At 58.8% G+C, this 25,766-nt stretch carries 26 protein-coding genes and 2 pseudogenes; 14 read left to right on the forward strand and 14 right to left on the reverse strand.

The annotated features are described in order from the left end of the window. Positions 1-1,359 precede the first annotated feature (1,359 nt). Complete coding sequence (locus CK215_RS27805) at positions 1,360-1,542, reverse strand: hypothetical protein (protein ID WP_095832838.1); 183 nt, start codon at positions 1,540-1,542, stop codon at positions 1,360-1,362. A 907-nt stretch (positions 1,543-2,449) separates the two neighbouring features. Between CK215_RS27805 and CK215_RS27820 the strand changes: the two genes are divergently transcribed. From CK215_RS27820 to CK215_RS27840, 4 genes and pseudogenes are all read left to right on the forward strand, one after another. Further along, complete coding sequence (locus tag CK215_RS27820) at positions 2,450-2,632, forward strand: hypothetical protein (protein ID WP_095832840.1); 183 nt, start codon at positions 2,450-2,452, stop codon at positions 2,630-2,632. Beyond that, a complete protein-coding gene (locus CK215_RS32435; RefSeq protein WP_095832841.1) occupies positions 2,629-2,979 on the forward strand; it encodes a DUF768 domain-containing protein in 351 nt (116 codons plus the stop codon). Before CK215_RS27820 ends, CK215_RS32435 begins: the two co-directional genes overlap by 4 nt. Before the next feature lie 885 nt (positions 2,980-3,864). Beyond that, the gene (locus CK215_RS27835; protein ID WP_095832842.1) at positions 3,865-4,056 is read left to right on the forward strand and encodes a hypothetical protein; all 192 of its coding nucleotides are present in this window, start codon (positions 3,865-3,867) and stop codon (positions 4,054-4,056) included. A 137-nt stretch (positions 4,057-4,193) separates the two neighbouring features. Continuing rightward, positions 4,194-4,460 (forward strand): annotated as a pseudogene (locus CK215_RS27840) (PilZ domain-containing protein); the annotation flags it as partial. 16 nt (positions 4,461-4,476) lie between these two features. Here CK215_RS27840 and CK215_RS27845 read toward each other — a convergent pair. From CK215_RS27845 to CK215_RS27860, 3 genes are all read right to left on the reverse strand, one after another. Further along, positions 4,477-4,842 (reverse strand): hypothetical protein, encoded by a 366-nt coding sequence (locus CK215_RS27845; RefSeq protein ID WP_348628617.1) that lies wholly within the window; start codon positions 4,840-4,842, stop codon positions 4,477-4,479. Between the two features lie 520 nt (positions 4,843-5,362). Continuing rightward, positions 5,363-6,442, reverse strand: a complete 1,080-nt coding sequence (locus CK215_RS27855) for a hybrid-cluster NAD(P)-dependent oxidoreductase (RefSeq protein WP_095832844.1) — start codon at positions 6,440-6,442, stop codon at positions 5,363-5,365. A gap of 87 nt (positions 6,443-6,529) precedes the next feature. Beyond that, the gene (locus tag CK215_RS27860) at positions 6,530-7,387 is read right to left on the reverse strand and encodes a LysR family transcriptional regulator (protein ID WP_095832845.1); all 858 of its coding nucleotides are present in this window, start codon (positions 7,385-7,387) and stop codon (positions 6,530-6,532) included. A 131-nt stretch (positions 7,388-7,518) separates the two neighbouring features. On the opposite strand from CK215_RS27860, the gene CK215_RS27865 reads away from it, so the two are divergent. From CK215_RS27865 to CK215_RS27890, 6 genes are all read left to right on the forward strand, one after another. After that, a complete protein-coding gene (locus tag CK215_RS27865) occupies positions 7,519-8,601 on the forward strand; it encodes an amidohydrolase family protein (RefSeq protein ID WP_095781417.1) in 1,083 nt (360 codons plus the stop codon). An 11-nt stretch (positions 8,602-8,612) separates the two neighbouring features. After that, positions 8,613-8,966 (forward strand): Rieske (2Fe-2S) protein, encoded by a 354-nt coding sequence (locus CK215_RS27870; protein ID WP_095779651.1) that lies wholly within the window; start codon positions 8,613-8,615, stop codon positions 8,964-8,966. 117 nt (positions 8,967-9,083) lie between these two features. Next, entirely contained in the window at positions 9,084-10,691 is a 1,608-nt protein-coding gene (locus tag CK215_RS27875; RefSeq protein ID WP_095832846.1) for an ABC transporter substrate-binding protein, read from the forward strand. Positions 10,692-10,756: 65 nt separating this feature from the next. Then, complete coding sequence (locus tag CK215_RS27880; RefSeq protein ID WP_095832867.1) at positions 10,757-11,803, forward strand: ABC transporter permease; 1,047 nt, start codon at positions 10,757-10,759, stop codon at positions 11,801-11,803. Further along, positions 11,800-12,693: an ABC transporter permease gene (locus tag CK215_RS27885; RefSeq protein ID WP_095832847.1), complete on the forward strand. Its 894-nt coding sequence runs from the start codon at positions 11,800-11,802 to the stop codon at positions 12,691-12,693. The genes CK215_RS27880 and CK215_RS27885 overlap by 4 nt, the downstream gene beginning before the upstream one ends. Next, a complete protein-coding gene (locus tag CK215_RS27890) occupies positions 12,683-14,338 on the forward strand; it encodes an ABC transporter ATP-binding protein (protein WP_095832848.1) in 1,656 nt (551 codons plus the stop codon). Before CK215_RS27885 ends, CK215_RS27890 begins: the two co-directional genes overlap by 11 nt. A 467-nt stretch (positions 14,339-14,805) precedes the next feature. Here CK215_RS27890 and CK215_RS27895 read toward each other — a convergent pair whose 3' ends face one another. Next, positions 14,806-15,075 carry a hypothetical protein gene (locus tag CK215_RS27895; protein WP_141245558.1) on the reverse strand — a complete coding sequence of 90 codons (270 nt, stop codon included), beginning with the start codon at positions 15,073-15,075 and terminating at the stop codon, positions 14,806-14,808. 869 nt (positions 15,076-15,944) lie between these two features. On the opposite strand from CK215_RS27895, the gene CK215_RS27905 reads away from it, so the two are divergent. The 4 genes from CK215_RS27905 to CK215_RS27920 all read left to right on the forward strand — a co-directional run bounded on the left by CK215_RS27905 (position 15,945) and on the right by CK215_RS27920 (position 18,864). Then, the gene (locus tag CK215_RS27905) at positions 15,945-16,154 is read left to right on the forward strand and encodes a cold-shock protein (RefSeq protein ID WP_095832851.1); all 210 of its coding nucleotides are present in this window, start codon (positions 15,945-15,947) and stop codon (positions 16,152-16,154) included. A gap of 102 nt (positions 16,155-16,256) precedes the next feature. Further along, positions 16,257-16,487, forward strand: coding sequence for a hypothetical protein (locus CK215_RS27910; RefSeq protein ID WP_245418850.1), 231 nt, complete (start codon positions 16,257-16,259; stop codon positions 16,485-16,487). 107 nt (positions 16,488-16,594) lie between these two features. Next, positions 16,595-16,918 carry a hypothetical protein gene (locus CK215_RS27915; protein ID WP_095832852.1) on the forward strand — a complete coding sequence of 108 codons (324 nt, stop codon included), beginning with the start codon at positions 16,595-16,597 and terminating at the stop codon, positions 16,916-16,918. 788 nt (positions 16,919-17,706) lie between these two features. Continuing rightward, positions 17,707-18,864 (forward strand): histidine kinase dimerization/phosphoacceptor domain -containing protein, encoded by a 1,158-nt coding sequence (locus CK215_RS27920; protein WP_245418851.1) that lies wholly within the window; start codon positions 17,707-17,709, stop codon positions 18,862-18,864. A gap of 262 nt (positions 18,865-19,126) precedes the next feature. Here the strand turns inward: CK215_RS27920 and CK215_RS32440 are convergent, their stop codons facing one another. From CK215_RS32440 to CK215_RS27960, 9 genes and pseudogenes are all read right to left on the reverse strand, one after another. Next, positions 19,127-19,333: a hypothetical protein gene (locus CK215_RS32440; protein WP_348628618.1), complete on the reverse strand. Its 207-nt coding sequence runs from the start codon at positions 19,331-19,333 to the stop codon at positions 19,127-19,129. Next, a complete protein-coding gene (locus tag CK215_RS27930) occupies positions 19,315-20,349 on the reverse strand; it encodes an HWE histidine kinase domain-containing protein (protein WP_245418852.1) in 1,035 nt (344 codons plus the stop codon). The genes CK215_RS32440 and CK215_RS27930 overlap by 19 nt, the downstream gene beginning before the upstream one ends. Positions 20,350-20,521: 172 nt before the next feature. After that, a pseudogene (locus CK215_RS27935) lies at positions 20,522-21,113 on the reverse strand (SOS response-associated peptidase family protein). A 294-nt stretch (positions 21,114-21,407) separates the two neighbouring features. Then, the gene (locus CK215_RS31485; RefSeq protein WP_170950421.1) at positions 21,408-21,584 is read right to left on the reverse strand and encodes a hypothetical protein; all 177 of its coding nucleotides are present in this window, start codon (positions 21,582-21,584) and stop codon (positions 21,408-21,410) included. Between the two features lie 362 nt (positions 21,585-21,946). Then, on the reverse strand, positions 21,947-22,132 hold the full coding sequence (locus CK215_RS27940) for a hypothetical protein (protein WP_095800355.1): 186 nt from the start codon (positions 22,130-22,132) through the stop codon (positions 21,947-21,949). Positions 22,133-23,070: 938 nt separating this feature from the next. Further along, a complete protein-coding gene (locus tag CK215_RS31490) occupies positions 23,071-23,211 on the reverse strand; it encodes a hypothetical protein (protein WP_170950422.1) in 141 nt (46 codons plus the stop codon). Next, positions 23,208-23,513 carry a hypothetical protein gene (locus CK215_RS27950; RefSeq protein WP_095832854.1) on the reverse strand — a complete coding sequence of 102 codons (306 nt, stop codon included), beginning with the start codon at positions 23,511-23,513 and terminating at the stop codon, positions 23,208-23,210. The genes CK215_RS31490 and CK215_RS27950 overlap by 4 nt, the downstream gene beginning before the upstream one ends. Before the next feature lie 476 nt (positions 23,514-23,989). Then, positions 23,990-24,148 carry a hypothetical protein gene (locus tag CK215_RS31495; RefSeq protein WP_170950423.1) on the reverse strand — a complete coding sequence of 53 codons (159 nt, stop codon included), beginning with the start codon at positions 24,146-24,148 and terminating at the stop codon, positions 23,990-23,992. A gap of 269 nt (positions 24,149-24,417) precedes the next feature. Next, complete coding sequence (locus tag CK215_RS27960; RefSeq protein ID WP_095832855.1) at positions 24,418-25,581, reverse strand: PHB depolymerase family esterase; 1,164 nt, start codon at positions 25,579-25,581, stop codon at positions 24,418-24,420. Positions 25,582-25,766: the final 185 nt, after the last annotated feature.

The following is a 25,766-nucleotide window of genomic DNA, read 5'->3' on the forward strand; positions in this document are numbered from 1 at the left end:
TCGCTTCACCCGCCCAGCAGGGCACAACCCAGGCCGGAAACGAACTCAAAACTGGATAGAAACTGGGGGCAACGTCAGTTGCCTCTGGAAGAAGAAGACGACCGCCGAGCGGGGCGGGGGACCAGGGTGTGTTCGACGGTCGTCGGAGGACGGGGGCCATAGAGTCAGCAAACTGCGTTGCCATCGGCCCTAGCTTACTATGCCATTGATTCCACCCGGATAAAATAGCAAATGTTGTGGTCGAATCACGGCGGTCGACGACGCCTTCTCGCGAGGCGCCGGTTTCTCAAGAGCCGGCGTTGAATTGAGCGCCGCCCCTCTCACACGGCTCCACCAGACATAACTTCAACCCTGAGGCGCTTCATTCCCTACCGACCTTAGAGGGGATCTTCTCGCACCTTTTCTCGCGAGTGACTGCAATATCTAAGCGCCGCTATAAAGGCCGCGGCTGCCACGTCGCATTTGTGCTTGGAAGGACCATTGCTCTGAATCACAATTTCGGCCTGCCTGGTTGTCAGACCGTGCTTTGCCGCAAACTCGTCTACGTCGGCTCCCGTCCAGCGCGACCGCTTCAAAACTTGCATTTCGTCTCCTGGTTCGAAATCTGAGGAGCCAACGCGGGGCGGTTGATAAGGTTTCAGATGAACGGCTGAAGCCTCAACTCGGCTGGGCACCAAAGCCGTCTTTCTCGTCGCCGGCTTTTAGGGGCGTCGCCACGCTCTTGGTCTCTTTTCGTTCTGCACTCTCGAACGGCGGGCAACTTAAATAGCCAGGGCTATGGCCTCGGCTAGAACCCTGCCGCGCTCACGCCTGGAGGCTGTAGAACGGCCCGGCAGCCATCTTGCTTCGGGGGGAAGTGGTAACGCACCGCCGGGCCGAGGTGGTCCGGGAGTGGGTAGCCGAAAACCCCGGACGGCGTTAACCATAGCGTCACGACGGGCGAGGGCAATTGTTGTTTTGGGTCACGCCGCGAAGGCGTGACCGATCGCGAAACCGATGCCGATGGCAATGCCCGTAAAGAACTTGCCAGCAGCATCTAGGGCAATGACGCGGACCTTGGCCCAAACCGTCTACGCGGGGCTCTCGAGGGCAGTGGCGATATCATCGAAGATCGCGGCCATAGCAAAGATCCTAGATCGAAACGGATTCGCTGTGAATCCTCCCGTCCTCTGGTGCGAAGACAACAGTTCTTAGCGAATGCTGAAAGAAAGATCGCCGGGCGAGGAACCTCAAATCCTCAAGCCCGGCGCACTCATCCTGATCCCCATCAGGAGTCCGGTAGAGGAACCGGCAATTTCTTTGATGCAACGCGGATGCCAGGGTTTTGGTCCCGAAGTGAGACAGGCAAGTGCCACGCTACTAGGAGTCTGTTTCTAGCGGTTCGTGGCCCGGCTGTTCATGCCAGACCACTTGCCGCAGATCGCGCCAGTCGACGGCCTGTCCGCAGACCGGGCACTTGTTGAAATGGTCGCATTCGTTGACGTATTCCTTGCTGTGGCGGCGGCCGATGATTGGCGGCCCGAGGTCGGACAGCTTGGTCACGTCGCCTTGTCCACAAGCGGCGTCTTCCTTGTCGGCGGTTTGTAAGGGGTCACCACTCTGACCCTATCGGCATTCACCGTGACAGGCACGCCTAAGTTGATGGTCACTTTGCCTTCATCTACGCGGGTGACATCGCCTCGCAGCTCGATCTCCTGGCCCTGCTTAAACCTTGGAGATCCGATCAACGATGGAATGGGGCTGCCCGTAACACGGGATCGACACGCTCACCCGGTCCTCAGTGACCCCCCTGCGTACCTTGGCTGTGATCGCGACCTCGTCGCCAATATTGATGCTGCCCTTCGCCATGAGATTGAGTCTGGCGCGGCGACTGGCTTCGTCAAGCTTGAGCTAATATCTAACAAAGGACATGGAACAAAGATGACCCCCAGAAGTCATGTTTCTGCTTCTGGGTCCGAGATAGTCCGCCGCCAAGCCTCCCAGCGGCGGGCTTATTGGTGCAGCCGCGCGGTGGCAACTTAAAAAGCCCGTCGCTTACGCTCATATCCCCACGGGTGGGAACCAAACCGGTCAAGTCGCGTTGCGGACCACTGGGGACTTTTCCTATGGCCGAAATCGGGCAAGAGCTTAGCGACCGCGCGCGGGCACATAAGCAATTGATCGTGCAGTTCCTAACTCGGGAAACCGGCATCACCGAAACCCAAGCGCGCGAACTCGTAGACATGATCGGCTATGCCCCGGCTTCGCTCCTTCGAGAGGCGCGGTTGCTGAAAAGCTTTAGCGCGTTTAACCCAAATCAGCGGAGGAACACAGGGAAGCCTACCGGTGTCCCGGTTGAGTCTCGCGGCGTGTGTCTCCGGCACGAGGCTCACCGCCGGGCTGGGGCCCCCGGGAGCCTGTTCGACCCTCTCAGGCGAGCGGGCTCTTGTTTGCAAACGGATATAGGGCAATGAAGGACGGCGACGGCAAGCCGCTGGATCGCTCACCGGACAAAAACATCCACCTTTTGGCAGCGCGGTTGGCTAAAGAGACGAGTCTATCCGAGGAGGAGGCGCGCGGCCTGATCAAGTTGATCGGCACAGATTCGAATTCGCTGTTGCGGGAAGCTAAATTCCTCAAGAACCGCCATTGAGCACGCGCGGCACGAACTTCCTGCATCAATGGCTCGCCAACAACCAGGCGGGCATGATCAGCGCGGACGTCCTGTCGATCGCCGAGTTCATCCAGGAGCTGTTTGCCGACGCGAAGTCGCTTGAGATCAGCAGCACTGAACTCGAGGAAGACGCCGGCAGCATCTATCAGGCGATCCCGGACGCCATCGTTCATCACGAAGGCGGGGCACCGGAATGGCCAGGCAGGGAACGGCGGGCATCTAGCTCTTTTCTCCTGCCGACGCGGCTTACGGTTTGGCTATCCATTCGTGGCAATCAACAGGCTGGCCAGCCATTCCCTTTCGGCGGCGTCCGCATTTGCCGGTAATAGCTTCTCGAGTACCCTTTCAAGCATCGTTATGTCCTCGGGTTCGAGAACACTCTTTGGCAGAGAATGCATCGGGCACCCCCCCAATAGGAACCTCTGCGGCCCGGCCCGCTTAATCTAGGTGACACAGGATATCGCGGGTCGGGCCACCCCACCGCTTGAAGGTGGGGAGCTTTAATTCTGCATCCATATTAGCGGACTCGCAACTTTCGCTATTTGCGACTGAAGTCCGATGTTCCCGTGCATAAGTCGGGTCAGCCGCCCGACTGGAACATCGTGGCGGGCAAGCGGTTATAGATTGGACGGCACGGTTGGTGTCCCAGTTCTATCCGAGCCGTCCCATAGGCAAGCAAGGGAGCCCACTCGACCCTCCCTCACGAGTGGGCTCCAGCCGTTCTGGCGATCTGGATCATCTCTGCCTACATCGCCGCCATGAGTGCCGGCTGGACCATTCAAGAACTGATCGACGCGGGTATGTCCGTCGCGGGCGGCTGCCTCGACTGCCATCGTCATCAGAAGCTCGATCTGTCGGCGCTCCGCGATCGCTTCGGCCCAGATGCTCCGGCTATGGAGTGGGACTTGAGGCCGAGGATGAAATTCGCGGCCTGCGGCGGCAAGCGGATCACCTTGACATATTCGCCAGACACCGGCCCGAAAGACCTCTTAAGCGACAAGCGGGGCGGAACTAACTCCCCGGAACCTATTGCCCTTATCGCAGTTCCGTGGCTAGGCGGCGCTGTAAAGCGACGCGTCGGGCTGGCGTTTCGGCCCCCATTCGGGAGAATTGGAGTGGGCTGATCCCAGAGGAGGCCCGACAAAAGAGCCCGTTCCGCACTGGGCGGGCTCTTTCAATGTGTTGACGGCGCTTAATGAAGAGCATTTCAAATGAACATCTATACCGTTGAAACCATGTCGGGGATGGACGTGGTCTCTGTTGCCTACGCGAAAACGACCTCACCGAAAGCAGCCGCTGAATGGGTGACCGGCCGGAACGTACGGGACAGGCGAGACGAGTCTGACTGGGTTCGCGTCACCGACGAGACCAATCGAGCGGTCTACAAATTTTCCTTCATATAGGAAAAGGACCGCCGCCGATACCGAGCCTGACAGCAGGTTGGGCGCTCTGTGGTCCCGAGCCATAATTTTCGGGTCGACGGAGCGCTGGAAGGCCGTTCACGTTATAAGTCTACGGAAACCCCACCTCCAGACGCTCCCGTCGAGAACATCGCCCGCGCGTGCTGAAGGGCGGGACGATCATCACGGGTTTCCAAAACTCGGAAATCAGCTGCTCTCTACGCAATCAGCACTCCCAAGGAGCCGAACTGAGGTTGGCCGCAGACATTCAGATTCCAGCACGCTTTCTGCTCTACGTTCCCGTCGGCGGGATCGCTTACAGGGCTGTTGTTCGTTGGCGAAAGAATGACCGCGTCGGCGTCGAATTTGAGGGTACCGAGCCAAAGCCGAAGTTCCATTACGGTTGAATGCCGAAGGCAGCACCTAATGGATAGAGACTAGAGCGGGCAACCAACGGAGAGGAGTGAACGTCCGAAGTGATGGTTGGACGGCGGAGCAGGCGTTACCTTCGACCGCGCTCTCGTCGTCCAGCGCGTAGGGCACCGGCAGGTAGGCGTTGGCCATCAGCCATTCACCGACGATCGTTCTGACCAGCTCCGGCGTGGACAGCCCCATTTCCGCGGCCAGGCCTGCCAACGCTTCCTCGACCTTCGGATCGAGCACGAGCCCCGTCCCATTCCTCAGCATCAAGGCGGCCCTGCGGAGCATCACCTGAAGGTCGGCTCTCGAGATCTCTGCAATCTGGTCGGCTGCTCCTTCGAGGTCCTTTGCTATGATCTCACGTATCATGATGTGCCCTCCGCTACAGGTAGCGCTCTCCCTCCCCGCGGTGCTGAAAGCAGAACCAGTGTGATGGCTGCCGGGGGGAGCAAAGCCCCAGCCCGCATCTTTCCCGCACCCCTCGTGCTCGCAGGCGTGACCGAGGGATCCGCGCTCGCGCGTTTGCAAAGGCTCGCCAGGTCGTGCCGGTTCGTCGCTCATGCCAAAAAGATTCCATAGGCCGGCTTGACGTTCAAGAGTTTTGTTCTTTCTTTGTTCTCATGGCGCACGAGATGATCGACACGCTGGGCAAAGCGACCCGGCACAACATGCTTTTGAAGGTGGAGTGCGCCTGCGGGAACGTGCGCTACTGCCGGCCGGCTGACCTCATGATGGTTTACGGGGGGCGCCAATCCCTTCCGCCTGAGGTTCGACCGCAGCCCGTGCAAGCCGGAGATCAAGGTGACGCTCGTCGAGGTTCACCCCGAGCATCTACTTCCCCCTCTTCGCTTTACCCCGACACTGCACAGGCGGCACACCGCCAGGGCCGTCAAAGATCGATTGAAACATTGCCTTGCGCCCGGCTGCAACAGGCCAGCACATAACCCGCAGACTTCTCTTCGGAAGTGAGCCCGCCAAGATCACACATCGACACTTCGCCGGAGAGCTTGGCTATTCGGCAAGTGCCGCAAACTCCTTGCTGGCACGCGGTGGGGACATAGACGCCACATTTGCGCGCTGCATCCAGCAGGGTCTCTCCGGGCGCGCAGCAATGCTCTATTCCAGACTTGGTGAAGTGGACAAAAAACGAAATGGCAGAGGCTTCATCCGGAGCAGCACCGCCAGCGTAGCCTCCGAAGCTCTCCTCGTAATAGGCCAGCGGTTCAATACCAACTTCATCAAAACTGGCTCGTATTGCCTTCATGTAGAGTTCGGGACCGCAAGTGTAGACTGTACGATTGGCAAGATCGGGAACAAGGCGCAGGAGCAGGGGGCCATTTAACCGGCCACTCGGTCCTGCCCACGAGGAATCTCCCTTGGAACAAAGCAATGTCACCTCGACGTTGGGAAATCGGGCAGCGAGTGCATCGAGTTCCGATTTAAAGATGATATCGCGTGCCGAGCGCACGCTGAAGATGAGCCGAAGGTCCAGATCGGATGCTCGATCCGTCAACATTCGCAGCATCGACATAAGAGGCGTGATCCCGCTGCCGCCCGCAAGAAAGAGAGGCTTTTCGCTGGCAGCGCCCTCGAGTTTGAACGAACCAACGGGGCCTTCAATCTTGATTTCGTCACCGGACCGCAGATTGTCATGGAGCCAATTGGAAACGAACCCGCCAGGTGTCCGCTTTACCGTGATGTGCAAGTCAAGTGGACGAGTCGGTGGAGAGGAGACGGAGTAGGCTCGCGTCACTTTGAGCCCATCAATGCTGAGGTGAAGAAGCACATATTGCCCCGCATTGAAGCAGAACATGCGGTCTGACGCAGCCGAAAAGACAAACGTTTTCACGTCGTGCGTCTCTTCGATCACCCGACGGCAGACCATTGCCTGCGGCGATGAGTCGGCCCATTGCCGCTGCCGCATCGCAGCAACAAATTCGGAAGCCGGAAACGAGGTGTGTGCGTTCATTTGGGCTCTCAGTGACGCGCCAACATGCCAGCCGAAGCCTTCGCGGAACAGCGAGTTGAGCCTTACTTTTTGATCGGGTATTTCGATCTATGTTTCGAGCGACATCACCGCGAGCTGGAGCGCACGAAGGCCCTTGCGGATGATCGGCTCATGCTTGCGCCGGGCGAGCATGGCCGTATGGACGGGCTGGTAAAGCGTCGGGGCGCCCTCGACCAGGAACGATGGGACCTCGGCCGTGAACCTGCGGGCATCGTCGTTGCGCATGTAACAACTCCCCCCGGTTCGTCGCAGCATTGCCTCGGCCAAGCTTTCGGATCCCATGGATAGCCTGGAAATTGCCAGGGCAGGCATCAGCTCCGAATGGGTTTTCTCGAGTACGACGGTGTACCCCGGGCGAATGTAGCTGTCAGGATTCACCTCCGATAGCGTCCTCGCAACGGTGGAGACCATCACATATTCCTCGACCATGAGGTGCTCATAAGTAATTTCGGGAAGATAGCGGGGTGCATAGAGCACGGCTATGTCGAGATTTCCCATGCTGAGATCGGTCACCATCTGATTGGAATAGTCGGACTCTACATGAATCGAGGCCTTTGGAAGAACCTGGCAGAGCGCCTCCACCCACCCAGGCAGCACCGAGCGTGTCATGCCAACCTGTGCGGCCACACGTAGCGTCCCTTCGAACCGGTTGAATGCGCGCACGTCATGGCGCGCTTGCGACCAGGTCGAAAGCATCGCTCGCGCGTAGGCTTCGAAACGTCGCCCCGCCGCGGTCGGCTCAGCGCCAGCACGACCACGATGGAAAAGCTCTGACCCCACCGCACTTTCCAGACCCTTGATCCGAGAACTCACCGTAGACTGAGTAATGTTCAGCCGGTCCGCAGTCCGGTTGAAGTTGCGCGATTCGATAATGTCGAGGAAGGTCTCGATGTGGTCCAACTGCATGCATCATACCTTAATCGAAAAAGCCGATCATTAGCCAGAGATCATTGGCTTGATCCGGCAATTGTCAAGGCGGAAGGTGGAGGCAGTAAACGGCTAGGCGCGGCTAAGCCAGACAGGGAGCGAAAGCTAAAGTGTTTATCGTCGACTGCGATTGTCACAACTACTGGTCAAGCGCCACGGTTTTGGAGCCGTATCTTTCGGGCATCTGGAAGGACATGTTCATCGAGGGCGAGAAGACTGGCCCCAAAGGATCTTTCCCACACGGCCATCGCCCCTGGTTTCATCCGCAGGATTTCTCCCGAAAAGATGTGCGGCCCGAGACCGAGGCGGACAACTACCGGATCATGAAGGAAAAACATCTCGACAAGTATAATGTCGGGGTGGCAGTCCTGACCGGCGACGAGCCCATTGAAGCCTCGACCTTGGCAAACCCGTATTACGCTAGTGCCCTGGTCAGTGCCTACAATGACTATCAGATCGCGGAGTGGTTGCCGAAGGACAATCGCTTCATGGGTTCAATCGTCATTGCGCCCCAGGATCCAAAGCTGGCGGCCGCTGAAATCCGTCGGCTGGGCAATCATCCTCGCATGGTCCAGGTTCTAGCCTCCCAAGGCTCAGTGAAGCCGTATGGTGATCCCTTCTACCACCCGATCTATGAAGCCTGCGCGGAAATGGGATTGCCGTTCGCGATTCACCTCGGCGGGCACGGAGGCGTCAACTGGAACGCTGTCGCGCCTGCCCCCACTACTTTCTTCTGGGAAACGCACGCCATCCTGCACATGTCGGCGATCAGCCATGTCGCCAGCATGATCGCTCACGGCGTCTTTGAGAAATGGCCAGAACTCTATTTCGTCGTGATCGAATGCGGCGTCGCATGGGTGCCGACGGTGCTGTGGCGCCTCGATGCTGACTACAAGGCGCTGCGTAAAGAAACGCCATGGCTCAAGATGCTGCCATCGGAATATTGCCGCCGTAATATCCGCTTCTCAACACAGCCGCTGGAGCAGCCAGCCAACGTGCAGCATCTGTGGTCCATTCTGGAAGCGATGGATGGCGAGAACACGCTGATGTTTGCGTCAGACTATCCGCACTGGGACTATGACGACGCCAATACGCTCCACATTCCGCCTTCCTGGAAAGCGAAGGTGATGGGGCAGAATGCGCTCGAGGTCTACAAGCGCATTCCTGCCATTCTGACCGCGAACGCTGCCTGACGGAGCAGAATATGGGCGAGAAAACCTTCGTCTGCCGCGTTGACGAGATCGAAGCCGGGACACCTGTCATTGCCAAAGTCCGGAGCCTTTCGGTGGGTGTGTTCCGCATCGGAGAGAGCTTCCATGCGCTGCTCAACATCTGTCCGCATCGCGGTGCGCCCCTCTGTGAAGGGCCGCAATGCGGGACGACCGCGCCGGTCGAGGATGCGCGGTTCATCTATCATCGAGAAAACGAGATCGTGCGCTGCGCCTGGCACGGCTGGGAGTTCGACATCAAGACGGGTTCCGCACTCGTCGACCCAACTGTGCGTGCGCGAACATTCCCGGTCACAGTTGAGGACGGCAACATTTATGTGACGGCGTGAGGGTCAAAAGGATCAGCAGCCCGGTGCAGGGAGACGGAACCAACGGAAAAAGGCCTGACCGGCTGACTTGAATGGGTTCAAAAAAATAGCGGAAAATCCGCAAATGGGAGAACGGAAATGTCTGAATCTGAGTACAAATTTCGCGTCGCGCAAAGTCTGATCGGGCGCGGCAAGGTTTCCCGCCGCGACTTCATCCATTTGGGACTAGCGGCGGGCCTAACCGTCGCTGCCTCGGATCAGATCTTCGTCACCGTAGCACGGGCACAACCGCAGCAAGGCGGCTTCGCCAAACTTGGCATGGCGCATGGCGCGACAACAGATTCCATCGATCCGGCCGGCTATCCGGACACTTTCACGCAGACGGCCTTTTCAGGCGCTATGTCCAACGGCCTCACGGAGGTCGACGCCAAGGGTGGCATACAGCCGGACTTGGCCGAGAGCTTCGAATCTTCCAACGGGGCGAAGACTTGGGTTTTCAAGCTGCGCAAGGGCGTGACCTTCCACAACGGCAAGAAAGTGACGGCCGAAGATGTCGTGACCTCGATGCGGTATCACATGGGTGCCGATACCAAATCGGCGGCGAAGTCTCTGCTTGAATCCGTTTCCGACATCAAGGCGGATGGCCCGGAAACGGTGGTCTTCACCCTCAACAGCGGCAACGCCGATTTCCCTTATATAATGAGCGACTATCATTTCGTCATCATGCCGAGCGTGGACGGGAAGGCGGATTGGGCATCAGGAACACGAACCGGCGCATTCGTGCTCGAGAATTTCCAGCCTGGGGTTTCGGCCAAGCTCAAGCGCAATCCGAACTATTTCAAGAACGGCAAGCCTTACTTGGATGAGGTGGAGTTCATCGCCATTACTGATTTGGCGGCACGCATGGCTGCCCTCTCCACCGGGGAAGTGGATTACATTGGCCGCGCCGATCTGAAGACACTCGGCATGCTGAAACGCAATCCAAAAATCGAGATCATCGAAGTCACCGGCTACGGCCACTATACCTTGCCGATGAACGTCACTATCGCACCCTTCGACAATCCGGACGTCCGCATGGCAATGAAGTGGGCGATCGACCGTCAAGAGATCGCTGACAAAATCTTCCTCGGACATGCCACCGTTGCCAATGACAGTCCGATCGCGCCGGCGATCAAGTTTTACAAGAACCCGGAGCCGCAACACCGTTTCGATCCTGAAAAAGCCCGCCATTATTTGAAGAAGGCGGGAATGGAAAAGCTAAAGGTTGATCTCTCGGTTGCCGATGCCGCTTTCGCAGGTGCGGTGGACGCGGGGGCGCTCATTCGCGAGACTGCCGCACAGTGCGGCATCGACGTCAATGTGGTGCGCGAGGCGGAGGACGCCTATTGGGACAATGTCTGGCTCAAGAAACCGTGGTGCGCTTCCTATTGGAGCGGTCGCGCGACAGCCGACTGGATGTTCACACAAGCCTTCGCAGCGGAATCCAGCTGGAACGAGTCATTCTGGAAAAATCCTCGTTTCAACGAATTGCTTGTCCAAGCACGAGCCGAGACGGATGAAGCCAAGCGCGCCGCTATGTATGGCGAGATGCAACAGCTGACCCACGACGATAGCGGTAGCATCGTGCTGGTGTTTAACAACTTCGTCAGCGCCCAATCCAAGAAACTAGGCCATGGCGATGTGGCGCCGAATTGGGAAAATGACGGACTGAAGATGGCAGAGCGCTGGTGGATGGCGGAGGCGTAGGGGGTGTTTGCCAGCTGCGTCGCTCGCCCTGCGGACGGCGCAATCCTGGGAATGCGCGCATGCGTTTGAATCCGGTCGCAAAGACGGTTCTACAACGGTTAGGCCTCGGCCTAATTACCCTGTTCGTCGTCTCGATCATCATTTTTTCGGCGATTGCAATGCTCCCCGGCGACTTCGCCAAGGCGACACTCGGTCAATCTGCCACCCCGGAAACGGTCGCGGCCCTTCAACACGAGATCGGCCTCGATCGCCCCCCAGTTGAGCGTTACTTCAGCTGGATCGGTAAGATGGCAAAGGGTGACTTTGGATCCTCTTTTGCCAGTCGAACCGGCTACCGGCGGACGGTCGCCGAGATCATCGCACCTCGCCTTTACAACACCATGTTCCTGGCGGTCATGACCGCTCTCATCGCGGTGCCGCTGGCGCTGGGGCTGGGCATTGTCGCGGCCCTGTATCGCAACAGCTGGTTCGATCGGGTTGTAAACACGGTAACACTTACGACCATTTCGTTCCCGGAATTCTTCGTAGCCTACATGCTCGCCTTCCTGATTATCTCGCGCGATACCTTTGCGGGCACCGAATTCGCACAGTCTTTACCCGTCTGGCTGGCGATTTCGATAAACTGGACCCTGAACGTCGTGCCGAAGTTCCCGACGCTGGCCAATATCAACGACCAGACCCCTTTTTGGGACCATGTCTGGCGCGCCGCTCTGCCGTCGATCACGCTCACGCTTGTCATCGTTGCTCACATGATGCGGATGACGCGCGCAGCGATTCTCAACATGCTTTCGAGCCCCTATATCGACATGGCCCGGTTGAAGGGAATGAGGCCAATGGTGGTCGTGCTTCGGCACGCGTTGCCAAACGCCTGGGCCCCGATTGTGACGGTTGTGGCCTTCAATCTCGCTTATCTCATCGTAGGCGTCGTGGTTGTCGAGGTGGTGTTCGTCTACCCCGGCGTCGGCCAACTGATGGTCGATGCCGTGAGATCGAGAGACGTACCGGTTGTTCAAGCCTGCGCGCTGGTGTTCGCCGCTACCTACATCCTGCTCAACCTGATCGCCGACATCATTTCGATCGCAACCAACCCGAGACTTTTGCACCCACGATGACAAGTGCAGAGCCCGTGATCCAGACCACCAGGGCGCCAAGGGTAAGGCGGACGCGCCGATCTCGCATCAGAATAGCCCTGAAGAAGGCCCCGCTCAGCGCCTGGTTCGGTATGGGCGTGATGCTCTGCTACGCTGTTGTCGCCTTGTTTGCGCCTCTGATCGCTCCATATCGAGAAACACAGGTCTTTAGCGAGGCATTCGCGCCCTGGAGCCACGAGTTTGCGTTCGGGACTGACCAACTCGGTCGCGACATGCTTACACGACTGATCTACGGCGCCCGCAACACGATCGGCATTGCCTTCATCACAACTATCTTGTCCTTTGCAGCGGGTGTGACGCTCGGCCTTCTCGCTGCAACGTACCGGGGCTGGCTAGACCAACTATTGTCACGCGCCGTGGACGTATTGATGTCGATCCCGAGCCTGATTTTCGCGCTGATGTTGCTTTCGATATTCGGCTCTTCAATAACCAGCCTGATCTTGGTCATAGCGCTGCTCGATTCGACGCGCGTGTTCCGTCTGGCCCGAGCAGTTGGCCTGAACGTGGTGGTGATGGAATATGTCGAGGTCGCACAGCTGCGGGGCGAAGGCCCCGCATGGATTCTCCGCAAGGAAATCTTGCCCAACATTCTGCCGCCGCTCATCGCAGAGTTTGGTCTGCGATTCTGTTTTGTTTTTTTGACCATTGCAGCATTGTCGTTCCTGGGCGTCGGCATACAGCCGCCATCCGCCGATTGGGGATCGATGGTGAGGGAAAACGCGACGCTGATTACCTATGGCGATGTCACGCCGCTTCTGCCGGCGGGCGCCATTGCCCTCCTCACAGTAGCGGTGAACTTCGTCGTGGACTGGTTTCTGCATTCAACGAGCGGGCTGCGTGATGAAAAGTAGCAGTGTCATCGCGCGCGAAAGGGGGACAGATCTTCTCACGGTCCGCGACCTTCACGTTGAAGGATTCTCCGACGAGCGCTGGCACCCGATCGTGCGCGGTGTGGATTTCTCGCTCAAGCGGGGAGAAGTGTTGGGACTGATTGGCGAATCCGGAGCCGGGAAGTCCACTATCGGCCTTGCTGCAATGGGATATGCCAAGCCGGGATGCCGAATTACCCAAGGCTCGGTGCTGTTCGATGGGGTCGATCTTTTGTCGATGAGCGAAGCACGCCGTCGGCGGCTCCGAGGCTCCCGCATTGCCTATGTGGCGCAAAGCGCGGCTGCCTGGTTCAACCCGGCTCACCGGCTCCTTGATCAGACCGTGGAAACGGCGGTTGCGCACGGGATCGCCAGCCGAGGTGAGGCCAATCGTGATGCTGTGGAGCTTTATAGACGCCTCCACCTTCCAGAGCCTGAGACCATAGGCTTCCGGTATCCGCATCAGGTATCCGGCGGTCAGTTGCAGCGAGCTATGACCGCTATGGCCATGGCTTGCCGGCCCGACCTGATTGTGTTCGATGAGCCGACAACTGCGCTCGATGTGACAACGCAAGTCGAGGTCTTGGCGTCGATCCGCAGGGTCGTTGAAGATTTTAACACTGCAGCGATATACGTGACACACGATCTGGCGGTAGTGGCGCAGATGGCGGACCGGATCATGGTTCTACGCCACGGACAAACTGTCGAGGAAGCGGGTACACGGCAGATGCTCACAGCCCCTGCTCAGGAATACACTCGGACGCTCTGGGCTGTGCGCAAACTTGCCAAGCCGGAGATTGAGGCCCGGGACCACATACTTACCATCGACAATGTCACCGCCGCATATGCCGGAAGGGTCAAGGTGCTGTCGGACGTGTCCATCAGGGTTCCGCGTGGCCGAACAGTCGCGTTGGTGGGTGAATCAGGGTCCGGGAAATCGACACTTGCCCGTGTCGTGACCGGTTTGCTGCCTGCTATGTCCGGTTCGATCTCATTTGACGCCCAGCCGCTTCCCCTGTCTTTAAAGCAACGCTCGAAAGACCTGCTGCGGCGTATCCAAATGATCTATCAATCGCCGGACAGCGCGCTTAACCCTCGCCAGACTGTCGAGGAGGTAATCGCGCGTCCGCTCGAGTTCTATTTAGGCTTAAAAGGGGAGCAGCGCGACCGCCGGATCGGCGAACTCATGCATATGATCGAGATGGACGAAAGTTTCCTCGACAGGCTGCCCGGTGAATTGTCCGGAGGCCAGAAACAGCGGATCTGCATTGCGCGCGCGCTCGCCGCGAATCCCGAGCTCATCATCTGTGACGAGGTCACTTCGGCTCTGGATCAAATTGTGCAAGAAGAAATCTTGAAGCTTCTGATACGCCTACAGCGCGAACTCGGCGTCAGCTACATCTTTATCACCCATGATATCGCGACAGTAAGAGCAATCGCGGACGAGGTCGTCGTCATGCACCGAGGGAAAGTTGTGGAGCAGGGTTCAAAAACCGAGATACTGACGTCACCCCACGCTGCCTACACCGAACTGCTACTCTCCTCCGTCCCGGCAATGGATCCGGATTGGCTGACGGGACTTCTAGCAAAACGGAAGAACCAAGGCATTCTGGGCGCGGCTGGCTGAACGAGCCCTGCGCATCGGATCAGCACTTCTCGAATTCTTATTCCCCAGGATTGATGGGGCTTCCAACTCGGAAATGCCCCGACGGCAGCTCTGCGCCACCATCCGGCCATTGGAGCTAGCTTGCCCGCCGTCCGTAAGCAGACTTCGCTGCTCAAAAGGCGAGAACGATGCACAGAGACGAAGTTAAGGGCGCGATGTCGCTGCAGACAGGTCAAAGGATGTCGCTAGGTCAAACCCCTCACGGGCATTCTACACAAGTTCGAACGACGACCGCTGGCTGGTCGTCAAGGTCGGCGAGCGGGACGAGATTTTCGTGAGGCATGAGCCGAACCGGGCCTCGGGCGGTCTCATTGGGACGTATCGGGACATTGCGCGATAGCGCCCCATTGATCTGTTGACTTTTTCTTCGTCTAGGAGGGGCTGGTAGAGGAACATGAACCGGGAACTGGAGCGAAAGCGGTCAGTGGTCAATTCTGATCGGCTCGAGGGATGTATCGCGCTTCGCCGGATGGAACCTTAGCACCAAACTGAAGCGTGAACAGCAGTCGACTATCGTCATCTGTCACATGCATGTTCCAAGGGGTCATGTGTTCCCAGAACGATTGCTGCGAATCGTCTATCATTTGGCCGGCCGCTCGAACGGCCTCTCGCCGCGCGGCGTTTAAGTCGGGCAAATCGATTCCTGCCTGGTCTGGAATGAACTCACCGTTATCGACATGGAAAAAGTAACGCGGCATGCGGTAGTCTCCCAGCAACCTACTTCTTAACGACAACAGTCCGAATTTGTTTCCGAAAGCGGCTGAGCAGCTCCGCAAGAGCCGCTGAGTCGACCCGTTAGCCCGCGTGTCCCCCCGGACGTGCGGGCTTTATCGGACGAGCCGGAAGAGGCTGGTTCCCTGACAGATCGTTCCGCACACCCGGTCCCACATACAATCCGCACTAAATGCCCGGAACGGATCGACGCGTGATTCGCAGCATCAGAGCTGGTCGGCTTCGGTCGGCGGGTTTTTTGTGTCATCAAGCAATGCGGCGAGGAGCTCGGGCCGAGCTTCGACGCCGACGAAGCTGCGAACAAGGTCATAGGCATGCCTTTCCCACTCTTGTCGCGGAAGACAATCGTCTAGTACGGAACGCCGGAAGGCTTCTCGGATGTTATTTGGGGGTCATGAGCACACATCGGCCCAAGTTCCTCGCCGGGGGGCCGGCCAACCCCAGTCGGATCTGATCAGCAGCGATGTATGTCCATTCGCGAAGCAATCCAGGAGCTATTCCGGCGCCAAGGCCCTCGGCATCAGCAGCATCCAGATCGACGAAGAGCGGCAGCCGCTATCGGGCGACATGCTGGATGTGATCCTTCATGAGGAGCGCATAGCAGATTAGGTCAGCTCCGGGTTTGGCGGCAGAAAACCAAAGTCGGGAATGTCCAGAATGAGATAAGAGGCTTGCGTTGGCGGTAAATCAAGCCTATATATCTGCAATCGATGTTTGCTGTTGAACTTGTTTCTGCGCTCCGGCGCCCGACGATCTTCCTCTCAAATCTCGACTAATATGACGTTTGGCGTGTCGCCAGACGCGAATTTCTATGCCGATTTGAAAGGAAATCGCTATGAACACTGGAACCGTAAAGTTCTTCAATTCGACCAAGGGCTTCGGCTTTATTGCTCCTGAAACGGGCGGCGCGGACGTGTTTGTCCATATCACGGCTGTTGAGCGTGCCGGTATGGGCACAATCGTAGAAGGTCAGAAGCTGAGCTTCGATGTGGTGCAGGACCGCCGCAATGGCAAGAGCGCGGCCGAGAATCTTCGGGCCGCCTAAAGGATACCGCTTCTGGCCCTTGACCACGGATGTACTGGCACTGGCCGTCGAGGCGTTTTGGAAAGGTCGGGCCCGCCCGGCCTTTTTTCGTTTAAGGAACTTATGATGCGCAATGCAATTGCGGAAGCCGTGTTCAAGCCGAAGCCGACAGCTAGGGAGAGCAAGGGCGACGCGACCACACAAGCCGCACGAGAGATCATGGACAAAGAAACCGCAGATCGCGAGTCAAAGACGCAGCGGCTCAGACTGGCTCGGCTGGCCAAAGAAGCTGCCGCCCCCGCCGGTTTGCCAAAGGCTAAACGTGCATCGGCAAAGCGGCGCGTTGCAGCCTGACCGCAGGGAAGCACGCGGCTGGCAAGAAGGCTCTCTGGCCGAGCATAGTGGAACATCCGACGGGGACGGCGACGAACCCAATCCTCAATCACGACCGGCGGTGACCGATGGTGGAAAAATATTCAAACGCGCGAGGGCATTTCTTCGCAGCCGTAAGGGCACTGGCCGCGTCGTCGGATGGCATTCAAACGCGGCTGATCGAAGCGAACGAGAGCATCCTCAACGTGACCCTCGACGAGTTCGCGGGCGACCTGGAGCTGAAGCTCAAGTTTGCACGCATTTTGGACCTCCTGGCCGTTGATCAGGACGACTTGGTCACGGCCGCGGTTGAGACAGCGGCACACATGACCGATTTTGAAGCGGTAAAAGTTGCGGACCTGATCTGCGATTTCTGTTTTGAGCTCACTTGGCCGACTGCGACCAACTCTTGATGGATCGCGACCGCCGTAATAGCGAAATCAGCCCACTTTCCGAATGGCGCCTGCGCTCATTGCCTCTGCAGCGCATCAGCTCCCATCAGCTCTCCAGCAGGTGCCGCTCGCGCCGGTTTGCCGGGGTCGGGTGCGCCCGCCAGCACGTTGCCACCGACCGCTCCGGCTTGTCATAGGCGCTAGCCACCGCCCGCGCCCCCTGACCAGTTCACCCCGAAAGTTCATATCGAGATCGAACCTGATGCGTTCGGTCTCAAGCAGCACAAGCGCTCCCTAACGGTCGGGCAGGGGCACAATCACCCTGCCAGCCGCGACCGTTGCGATCAGCGCGCTATGCGCATCGCTTTGGCGCCCGTCGTCAGGCACGTGAAGCCTGTCGGGCATCACTGCAAGAAGCTCTCCGACCTGGCCCAGAGGCCCCACGCCTGACCAGCCACCCAGCGCCTCATGCGGACGTCGCGACAGACGCTGGCACACCCGAGACACAAAACCTCATAGCTCGCCGCCTGCTGCCCCGCGGGTTCTTGCATGAGAGGCTTTCGTAGGCCTGACGGCAGCCGAAACCCTTCAGCATGTCGGTCATACAAGGCTCTGATCTCGCCCAAAGCAGGCGAAGGCTGACTTCACGAGGAACCTCGCGAACTCGGCCAGGCAGCAACTCGTTGTTCTGATCGCATACGCGGAGCGCTCCTAACTCATCCGCGTCTCTTTGCTTGCCAAGGTGCGAGATCGGAGCAATTCGCAGGCTCATGCGTTGGATTTCAACCCCGCTCGAGAGGATCTCATCATTGGACCCCACCACCGAGCTAGCCAAGTTGCGCCGACATGTCCGCATTCTCGTGGACCTTGGCCGCGTAGCGGGCGAGCAAACTCCGCTCGGCCGCTTCCTCGATCAGGCCTGTGTGCAGGTAGCCCGGGCTGTTGAGATAAACCACGCAAAGATCCTTCGCTACCGCCCGCGCACCGCGGACCTGTTCATGGAGGCCGGCTTCGGGTGGAAGGAAGGGACTGTGCGGAACGCTGTTTTTTCGGCGGATCTGCGATCGCCGCCCGGCCGAACTTATCAGACAGCCGAGCCTTTAGTGATTGTCGATGGCGCGGCCGCTGAGCAGCGTGGAGAATACGTCTTTTCCGATGTGCTGAAAGAGCATGGCATCACATCGCTGGCGAATGTGCCGATCCTCATCAAGGGTGCGGCCTGGGGCGTGCTGGAGGTGGATTCCTCGGTGACACGCGACTTCAGCGAAGATACCGTCGACTTCATGACGGCTGCTGCTGCCCTCATTGCTTCAGCAATGCGGCGGCCAGAGGTGGACCGAAGCAACCTGGAGTCCACCACGGCTCTAGTCCAGGCGCAACAACGCGAGGTGCTGCTGCGGGAGATGCAGCACCGCGTAAAGAACAACTTTCAGCTGATCCTGGCCTCGATAGCCATCCAGAAGCGCCGCCTTGAAAGGCCGGAAGTGCACCGGGCCCTGGAACACGTCGCTAACCGAGTTAATGCCATTTCGCTTGCTCATGACCAACTGGCACCGGGGCAGGACCTCCGAACGGTGGATGTCGCCGGTTACCTGCGGGCGCTCTGCGCTTCGCTGCAGACGCAGGTGGAAATTGCAACGATCGAGATCGCGGCCGACGAGGTCGAGCTCTCGATTGAACGCGCGGTGCCGCTCGGTCTTATCTTGAATGAAGCCGCGATGAACTCAGTCAAGCATGCGTTCGGGGCGGGGGGCGGGCGTATCGTTGTCAAGCTTGAGTCCGGGGTAGGCTACGGCGAGGCACGCCTGACCGTTGCCGACAACGGTCGTGGCATTCAGAATCCCCGGCCTGGCGGGTCGGGACAGAAATTGATCCAGGCGCTCGCCCGGCAGGTGGGCGGTAACCTCCAGCAAGAGAGCTCCGCCGCGGGCACCACAATAACCGTGATCTTCCCTGTCATTGCATAACGCTCGCTCCTGTCGCGTACATTGGCTTCGCAGGCGCACACACCGATCTAGGCAGCAGCCAATGCACTCTCTCCAGATCCCGCCAAGGCTAGGGACCCGGGGCGCCTCGCCTGTCAGTGTTCCAGCAATTTCGCCAACACGATTAAGAGACGCGCCTCTGCGGTTGGCTTTCCGACATTAGGCGCATCCCCCAGAACTGCCCCGCCGACAAGCTCTGGCCTGTCGTAGGCGCTCGCCAGCGCGAACGGGACATTGAGGCTGCTCAACTCTTCAGCCAGCGGGTGACCAGATCGCTGCCCAGATTTACGTCGAGCAGTGCAACGGACGGCAATTCAACTTCCAAGAGGCTGGATGCTTCTGCGACGGTGGCAACCGGGCCAATAACGCGCCACCCACGACGCTCAAGCATAAATTTGAGGTCCATCGCGATCGGGTATTCATCTTCCACGATCAGGACCGTCTTTTCCACCGGCCTTCAATCTTTGTTGCCTTGTCCCCGTGAGCGGAATGGCCATCTCCACCTTGAAACCCGTCCTCGCATAGGTTGGTTCCACCTTGCCTCCCAGATCGTATGCGACAGCGAACTGGATGAGTTGACTTCCGTAGCCCGTGGAGACGGGCGGGCTCACGCCGGGGCCACCGCTTTCCGACCAGGTGAGCCGCAGCAGCCGGCCACCCGCTTCCTCGACGACAGCGCACGTGGACCTGTCCGCTCGCCTTCGACAGGGCCCCATATTTGAGAGCGTTTGTCGCCAGCTCATGCAAGGCAAGCCCAAGGGACATCAGTTGCTTGGGGTCCAAATGAACTGGCGGTCCGGGATCGACCATTATGGCGTCGGGGCTTGCTGCAAACGGTTCCAGCGTTCGCACCACCAGCTTCTCAAGGTTGCCATCACCACCGCCTATGAACCCCTGCTCATTGGCGTCGATAATGGCGGTCAACCTGCCTAGAAAGGCATCGCGATACTCCTTCCCCGAGACGCCTTCAGCCTTGGTCTGGTTAGCGAGCGCCCGTACCAGACCAAGCAAATTCTTCATTCGGTGCCGAAGCTCGCCGAAGCGAACTTCAAACTCGGCCTCTCTGTGAGTGCTCTCCGTGGCGTCGACGAACGACAGCAACATAGTGGTGCTGACATCGTCGGGGCTGAACACGGTGTGGGCGGTGACCAGCATAGTCCGCGACCCGACGCCGGGGAAATCGTGCTCCACCTTGTAATCAACAATCGCCCTGGTTTTCGGGATCACGTCGGTGAGCAGGAGACGCAGTTCGGGAATATCCCACTGACCATCTCCCAGATCGTAGATGTGCTTGCCTATGGTTTCATAGCGCTCGACTTTGAAGGTTCGGAAGAAGGCACGGTTGGCGCTCTGGATGCAAAGCGCGCTGTCCAGGACCAGCAGAGGAACAGGGACAGTATCCACAATCCCCTGCGCTTGCACGTGCCCGGTCCTCAAGATCCGGTAGAGGTCTTCCAAGTTCAGCATAGCGTGGTCCCACGAAAGTGATCTTGTTGCCTGCAATCTCAGGCCAACCATGTCGTGGGTCAAGAGCAGGGGCGGCTGGCGGCCGCGTTGCTGTTGTCCGCGGGCAGAAGCTTGTGCAGATCGGCTGTGGATATGCCGCCTGATACACGATCGCTGACCGTGCCCGAACAGGTTACGGTCTCTCCTGCCTCACCGTATCTACCCCAAGCGACCCCGTTGGAAGCGACCGCAGCAGCTCACCTTCCGGCTTTGTTAGGTTGAGCCAGGCGAGCCAGTTCTCTGGCTCAAGGACCACGACCTGACGGTTGTGATAGGGCGCACTCCGGACTAGGATCAGTCGTCAGCATCGTAAAGCTCGGCAGTTTGTTGCCGGCCGCTTCGCGCCAAAGCCCCGCGATCGCCATGAACGGGGCCTCCTTGAGCGTAAAGCGGTGCTTCGCCTTCGGGTACTTCGTTCCGGTGAACTCGAAGAAGGCCGATGCCGGCACAAGACAGCGCCTGCTGTTTGCGAACTGTCGCCCCTCAGACCGAAAATTGAACACCGGCCCGCCTTTGGGACCGGACGGCGGGAAGCCGAAGGTCATCGAGGCTAGCTCGATTGCATCGTCGGCAGCGCGCATGATGGGAGCCGGGTCATTGATGCGGATGTCGTCAGCTTGCGGCAGATCGAGCTCGGTCTGATGGGTCGGGATATTTAAAGCCAGCGCCTCCATCATTCGGCAGTACTCAGCCCAAGCGATATGCTGCTCGTAGTCGTTGCACATGGGTATGACCTTAGTTGTTGTCTGCCTCTCGACAGACGACGCGCCTCTCGAGGCCCTCTGGTAGCAGAATAATTCATAGGTGCACTTTTAGGTTGAACATTGACTGACGAAGATGTTCAAATGACTTGGCGGCTAGGATGAACAGGGGGGCTGATGAACAATAAACCGTGGGAGCGGTGGGCGTTCGAACGGCGACCGCTGCCCGACTTCCGGCGCGAAAGCATGATAATCGCTTCCAAGCATCCGTGCGCCTCCCTCGCTTGATACGGAAAGATTGTTAAGGTTGGACGCCGGCTATGGCTTCTTTAGGAGGCGGGCCTCGCGAATGAGCGAATTAGGCTCATTGCCGATCATGTCGATGAGGTCGCGGGCTTGGGCTTCGGTGATGCCCGTTTCTCGCGTGAGAAAGTGCACCCTGAATTCCTTCTGTGCGCGCGCGCGCTCGCCAAGCTCTTGCATGTTTTCGGCCAAAAGGAAAAGTCCCCGGTAGCTAGCAACGCGATGGTCGGAGTTTGGTTCCAACGGAAGAAATCCCGTCGCAGCTAATGAGGCTATGCAGGCTTTTTGGTTGCCACTAAGGCGCTCTCGGAACGACCGCCTCTCGCAGAACTCACGAACGCGTGATCTAGTTCCAATTTTAGCAATTGCAGGATTGCTGAAGCGCGCGGATTCTCGTTTCGACTCGGAGCTTTTCAGCCCGGTTCAGTGCGTCGGTGATGTGGTCGCCGGTCGGTTTCATAGGAATCAACGGCATGCAGCGTTAGGCTAAGCGCTTTTTGTAAGGACCCGCGCTTGCCAGCTTCGGCGCGACGGCGCCCACTCGGTGGGCAATTCTAGTTTTCCGCATGACTAAAGACGACGGCACCGTTATCCTTGCGGACTTCAACGGATATGACCCCGTCATCACCCTTTCGGGTCTGGAACATTGAAATTGCATGATCCCTGGCCGTCTTTTCGGCGTCGAAGGTCACCTTGTCGATGATGCCTTTTCGCCCATACCAGATAACAGTGTAGGCCATTGGGGCTCTCCCACGCTTTACGCTAAGCATAGAGGAGTTCGATGCGTGGCGCGACGGTCTGTCGGGGGCGGATAGCAGCCGCTCAAATTTCAATGACACACTACCTGCAAGCGAGCTCTCTCGTCGGGATCAGCAGTTCGACAGGCCCGGCTAGACCGTCTCTGCAGGAGAGGGGAACTGCGCTAAGCCCAGTGCAGCCGGCCGGGAATGTTCCAGCCGACAATGTCGTTGCTTGATAAAGCGAGCTTCACGCAGCAATGGCGCCCAGTTAAGGCCGACCAGCCTGATCAGGCTCCGGGCTTGTTCCTCCGTTACGCTCTTGGTCTCTTTTCGTTCTGCACTCTCGAATGGCGGGCAACTTAGATAGCCAGGGCTATGGCTCGGCTAAACCCTGCCGGCTTCACGCTCCTGGAGGCTGTAGAACGGCCCGGCAGCGATATTGCTTCGGGGGAAGGTGGTGACGCGCCGCCGGGCCTAGGTGGTCCGGGACTGGTAGCCAAAACGGCGTTAACCATAGCGTCGCGGCGGGCGATGGCAATTGTTGTTTTGGGTCAGCCCGCGAAGGCGTGACCGATCGCGAAACCGATGCCGATGAAAAATGCCCGACAAAGAACTTGCCGGCAGCATGCAGGGCAACGCCGACCTTGGCCCAAAACGTCTACGCGGGGCTCTCTGGGGGGCAGTGGCGATATCATCGAAGATCGTGTCCATAGGCCGGCGTTTTCGCCCAGTGTTTAGCGACTGCTGAAAGAGATCGCCGGGCGAGGAACCCCAAATCCTCAAGCCCGGCGCACTCATCCTGATCCCCATCAGGAGTCCGGTAGAGGAACCGGCCATTTCTTTGATGCAAGGCCGGTGCCAGCATTCTTGTGCGGAAATGAGACAGGCGAGCACGACGCTTCTATGCGTCTGTCTCTAGCGGTTCGTGGCCCGGCTGTTCATGCCACTTGTCGCAGATCGCGCCAGTCGACCGCCTGTCCGCAGACCGGGCACTTGTGGAAATGCTCGCGTTCGTTGACGTATTCCTTGCTGTGGCGGCGGCCCATGATTGGCGGCCCGAGATCGGACAGCTTCGTCACGTCGGCTTGTCCACCAGCGGCGTCTTCCTTGTCGGTGTTTTGTAAGGGGTCACCACTCTGACCGTATCGGCATTCACCGTGACAGGAACGCCTAAGTTGATGGTCACTTTGCCTTCGTCTACGCGGGTGACATCGCCTCGGAGCTCGATCTCCTGGCCCTGCTTAACCTTCAAGATCCGATCAACGATCGAATGAGGCTGGCCGTAGGATGGGATTGACACGCTGACCCGGTCCTCCGTTACGCGACGGCGCACTTTCGCCGTGATCGCGACCTCGTCGCCGATGTTGATGCCCTTTGCCATGTCGATACAACTCCGACGCGGCCAGTAGGTTCGTCAAGCAGATGCTAACGTTCGACAGGGCACAAAGACTGCCCTAGTCAAGACGATGCCCGTCATCCCAGGCAACGGGATGGCGGGCATTGATCTAGCTGCTGCCGACGAGGAAGGTGACGCATTTCCTCACCGGCTCCATGCAATGCTGTAGCAAGCATTTGGTTTCGCCGCACGGACCAAAGCGTCAGACCATCCGACTTCGGTCGCATCGGGCGGAAGGGAACATTCCTACAGTGTCCCGGTTAAGTGTCGCGGCGTGTGCCTCCGGCACGAGGCTCACCGCCGCGCTGGGGCGCTCCCCCTGGGAGCCCGTTTCGACCCTCAGGCGAGCGGGAGGCGCGGGGCCTGATCAAGTTGATCGGCACAGATTGGAATTCGCTGGTACGCGAAGCGAAATTCCTCAAGCTGCGCCATTTGAGACGCGCCCGGCAGGGAGACGCAGGTTACGGTTTGGCTTTCCTATCCATCGTGGCGACCAGCGCCGCCTCGTCTGTCGTCCCGTTCTGGAAGGCCGCGATCAACAGGCTACCCAGCCATTCCCTTTCGGCGGTGTTTGCACTTTCTGGGAGGAGCTTCTGGAGCACTCTTTCGAGCATCGCCATGTCGTCGGGTCCGAGAACACTGTTAGGCTGAGAACGCATCGGCCACCCCCAGGAACCTCTGCGGCCCGGCCCGCTTAATGTAGGTGACACAGGATGTCGCGGGTCGGGCCACCCACCGCTTGAAGGTGGGGTGCATTGATCCTGCATCCATATGAGCGGACTCGCAACTAACAGTTTTGCGACTGAAGTCCAACGTTCGGCCGGCATTAGAACCATTGATGGTGCAGTGGCTTCAAGAAACCACGGCCGTTTAGGATCGCGCTATCATGCTAACGCATCAAACCCGCCGCTCGTAGGGCATCTTCGATGACTGCCTGTATGCCATGCGGGTCCGACTCGGGTCGAGGCGCGGATATGTTGCGGGCTGACGGAATGGGAAATTTTGCCAGCGCCTGTTCCGCGGTCGGCGACGACGAGCGGGAGGACGGCCTTTCGGCCTCCATATTAAGATTCGATCGCATCGAACCATTCGTCTGCGTCGCATCGATATCCCAGAAACGCGCGATCTCGCGCGTGGACGAGATGCCGACATCGAGCATGAAAGGGCCTGGACTGCCCAGGCCATCGCGGATCGGCGTACCGTGTCCCATTCCGGCAATCATGTTGATCTCAATCATTGCCTCACCCCCGACATTCCGCCAGACCCGCTTCGCAAGCCTGCCGGCCGTTTCAGAATGCGTCGGCATCTTCTTGTCGAATCCATGAACGCCCAGCCATTGTGCCGCGACGGCGTCCGCGTTGGATGGCGCGACTGTTTGGTCGGCCGTGCCCTGCCAGATCGAAATCCTCGGCCACGGTACCCTATGGTCAGAAGCATGACGAAGGATCCGTTGCAGTTCCTTTCCCGACGGACCGCCACGGCCGCGCATGCGCTCGAACGCCTGCGGGATCGTCGTCGCGCTGCCGTAGGGTATGCCGGCAATGATGGCGCCACCTGCAAACACTTCCGGGTAGGTCGCCAGCATGGCCGCCGCCATCGCGCCGCCGGCCGAGAGGCCGGTGACGAAGATGCGCTTTCGATCGATCCCCTTGGCGAGGACCATCGCCTCGATCATCTGGCGTATCGAAAGCGCCTCGCCCGTACCGCGCTGGGTGTCGGCAGGCTCGAACCAGTTGAAGCAAAGGTTCGGATTGTTGGCACGTTGCTGCTCGGGAAAAAGCAGGGCAAAGCCGGCCTCGTCGGCAAGCTCTGACCATCCGGAATGATGGTCGTATGTGGCGGGATCCTGAGTGCAGCCGTGGAGGACGACAACGAGTGGCGCATTCGTCGGCAAGTCGAGCGGAAGGTGGAATCTGCCTTTCAACGCTCCCGGATTGGAACCGAAGTCGGTCAAAGCCTGGAGACGGTCTTGTCCTCTAGGGCCTGGGACATGAGTGGGGCGTTGCGCGCGCAACGCGCTCAGGCGCGCGATTGTATCGGAGATTTTTCGCAATATGGCTGTCCCTGTTTGGCGCCCGGAATTGCACGGGATCGTAGGCAACGCACTTGCAGCAATATCGTTGCTGCACTGCACAATAATAGAGACGGCTTGGACTGCCAAATGAAAGATCGGCACGTGGCCCGGTCGTTTCCGTGCGCTACGCGACGCCCGGTAAGGTAGAGCGCTGCACGCCGTCC

This window comes from Mesorhizobium sp. WSM3864 (genome assembly GCF_002294955.1).
Lineage (GTDB): Bacteria > Pseudomonadota > Alphaproteobacteria > Rhizobiales > Rhizobiaceae > Mesorhizobium.

Coding starts and splice junctions, on each gene's coding strand:
- CK215_RS27940 (WP_095800355.1), bottom strand. CDS start 22,132: ATGGCCTACACTGTTATCTGGTATGGGCGAAAAGGCATCATCGACAAG.
- CK215_RS27875 (WP_095832846.1), top strand. CDS start 9,084: ATGTCTGAATCTGAGTACAAATTTCGCGTCGCGCAAAGTCTGATCGGG.
- CK215_RS27845 (WP_348628617.1), bottom strand. CDS start 4,842: ATGATACGTGAGATCATAGCAAAGGACCTCGAAGGAGCAGCCGACCAG.
- CK215_RS27930 (WP_245418852.1), bottom strand. CDS start 20,349: ATGCTGAACTTGGAAGACCTCTACCGGATCTTGAGGACCGGGCACGTG.
- CK215_RS27890 (WP_095832848.1), top strand. CDS start 12,683: ATGAAAAGTAGCAGTGTCATCGCGCGCGAAAGGGGGACAGATCTTCTC.
- CK215_RS27835 (WP_095832842.1), top strand. CDS start 3,865: ATGAACATCTATACCGTTGAAACCATGTCGGGGATGGACGTGGTCTCT.
- CK215_RS31495 (WP_170950423.1), bottom strand. CDS start 24,148: ATGGCGATGCTCGAAAGAGTGCTCCAGAAGCTCCTCCCAGAAAGTGCA.
- CK215_RS27950 (WP_095832854.1), bottom strand. CDS start 23,513: ATGGCAAAGGGCATCAACATCGGCGACGAGGTCGCGATCACGGCGAAA.
- CK215_RS27905 (WP_095832851.1), top strand. CDS start 15,945: ATGAACACTGGAACCGTAAAGTTCTTCAATTCGACCAAGGGCTTCGGC.
- CK215_RS27820 (WP_095832840.1), top strand. CDS start 2,450: ATGAAGGACGGCGACGGCAAGCCGCTGGATCGCTCACCGGACAAAAAC.
- CK215_RS27910 (WP_245418850.1), top strand. CDS start 16,257: ATGATGCGCAATGCAATTGCGGAAGCCGTGTTCAAGCCGAAGCCGACA.
- CK215_RS27860 (WP_095832845.1), bottom strand. CDS start 7,387: ATGCAGTTGGACCACATCGAGACCTTCCTCGACATTATCGAATCGCGC.
- CK215_RS27885 (WP_095832847.1), top strand. CDS start 11,800: ATGACAAGTGCAGAGCCCGTGATCCAGACCACCAGGGCGCCAAGGGTA.
- CK215_RS27870 (WP_095779651.1), top strand. CDS start 8,613: ATGGGCGAGAAAACCTTCGTCTGCCGCGTTGACGAGATCGAAGCCGGG.
- CK215_RS27895 (WP_141245558.1), bottom strand. CDS start 15,075: ATGCCGCGTTACTTTTTCCATGTCGATAACGGTGAGTTCATTCCAGAC.
- CK215_RS27855 (WP_095832844.1), bottom strand. CDS start 6,442: ATGAACGCACACACCTCGTTTCCGGCTTCCGAATTTGTTGCTGCGATG.
- CK215_RS27915 (WP_095832852.1), top strand. CDS start 16,595: ATGGTGGAAAAATATTCAAACGCGCGAGGGCATTTCTTCGCAGCCGTA.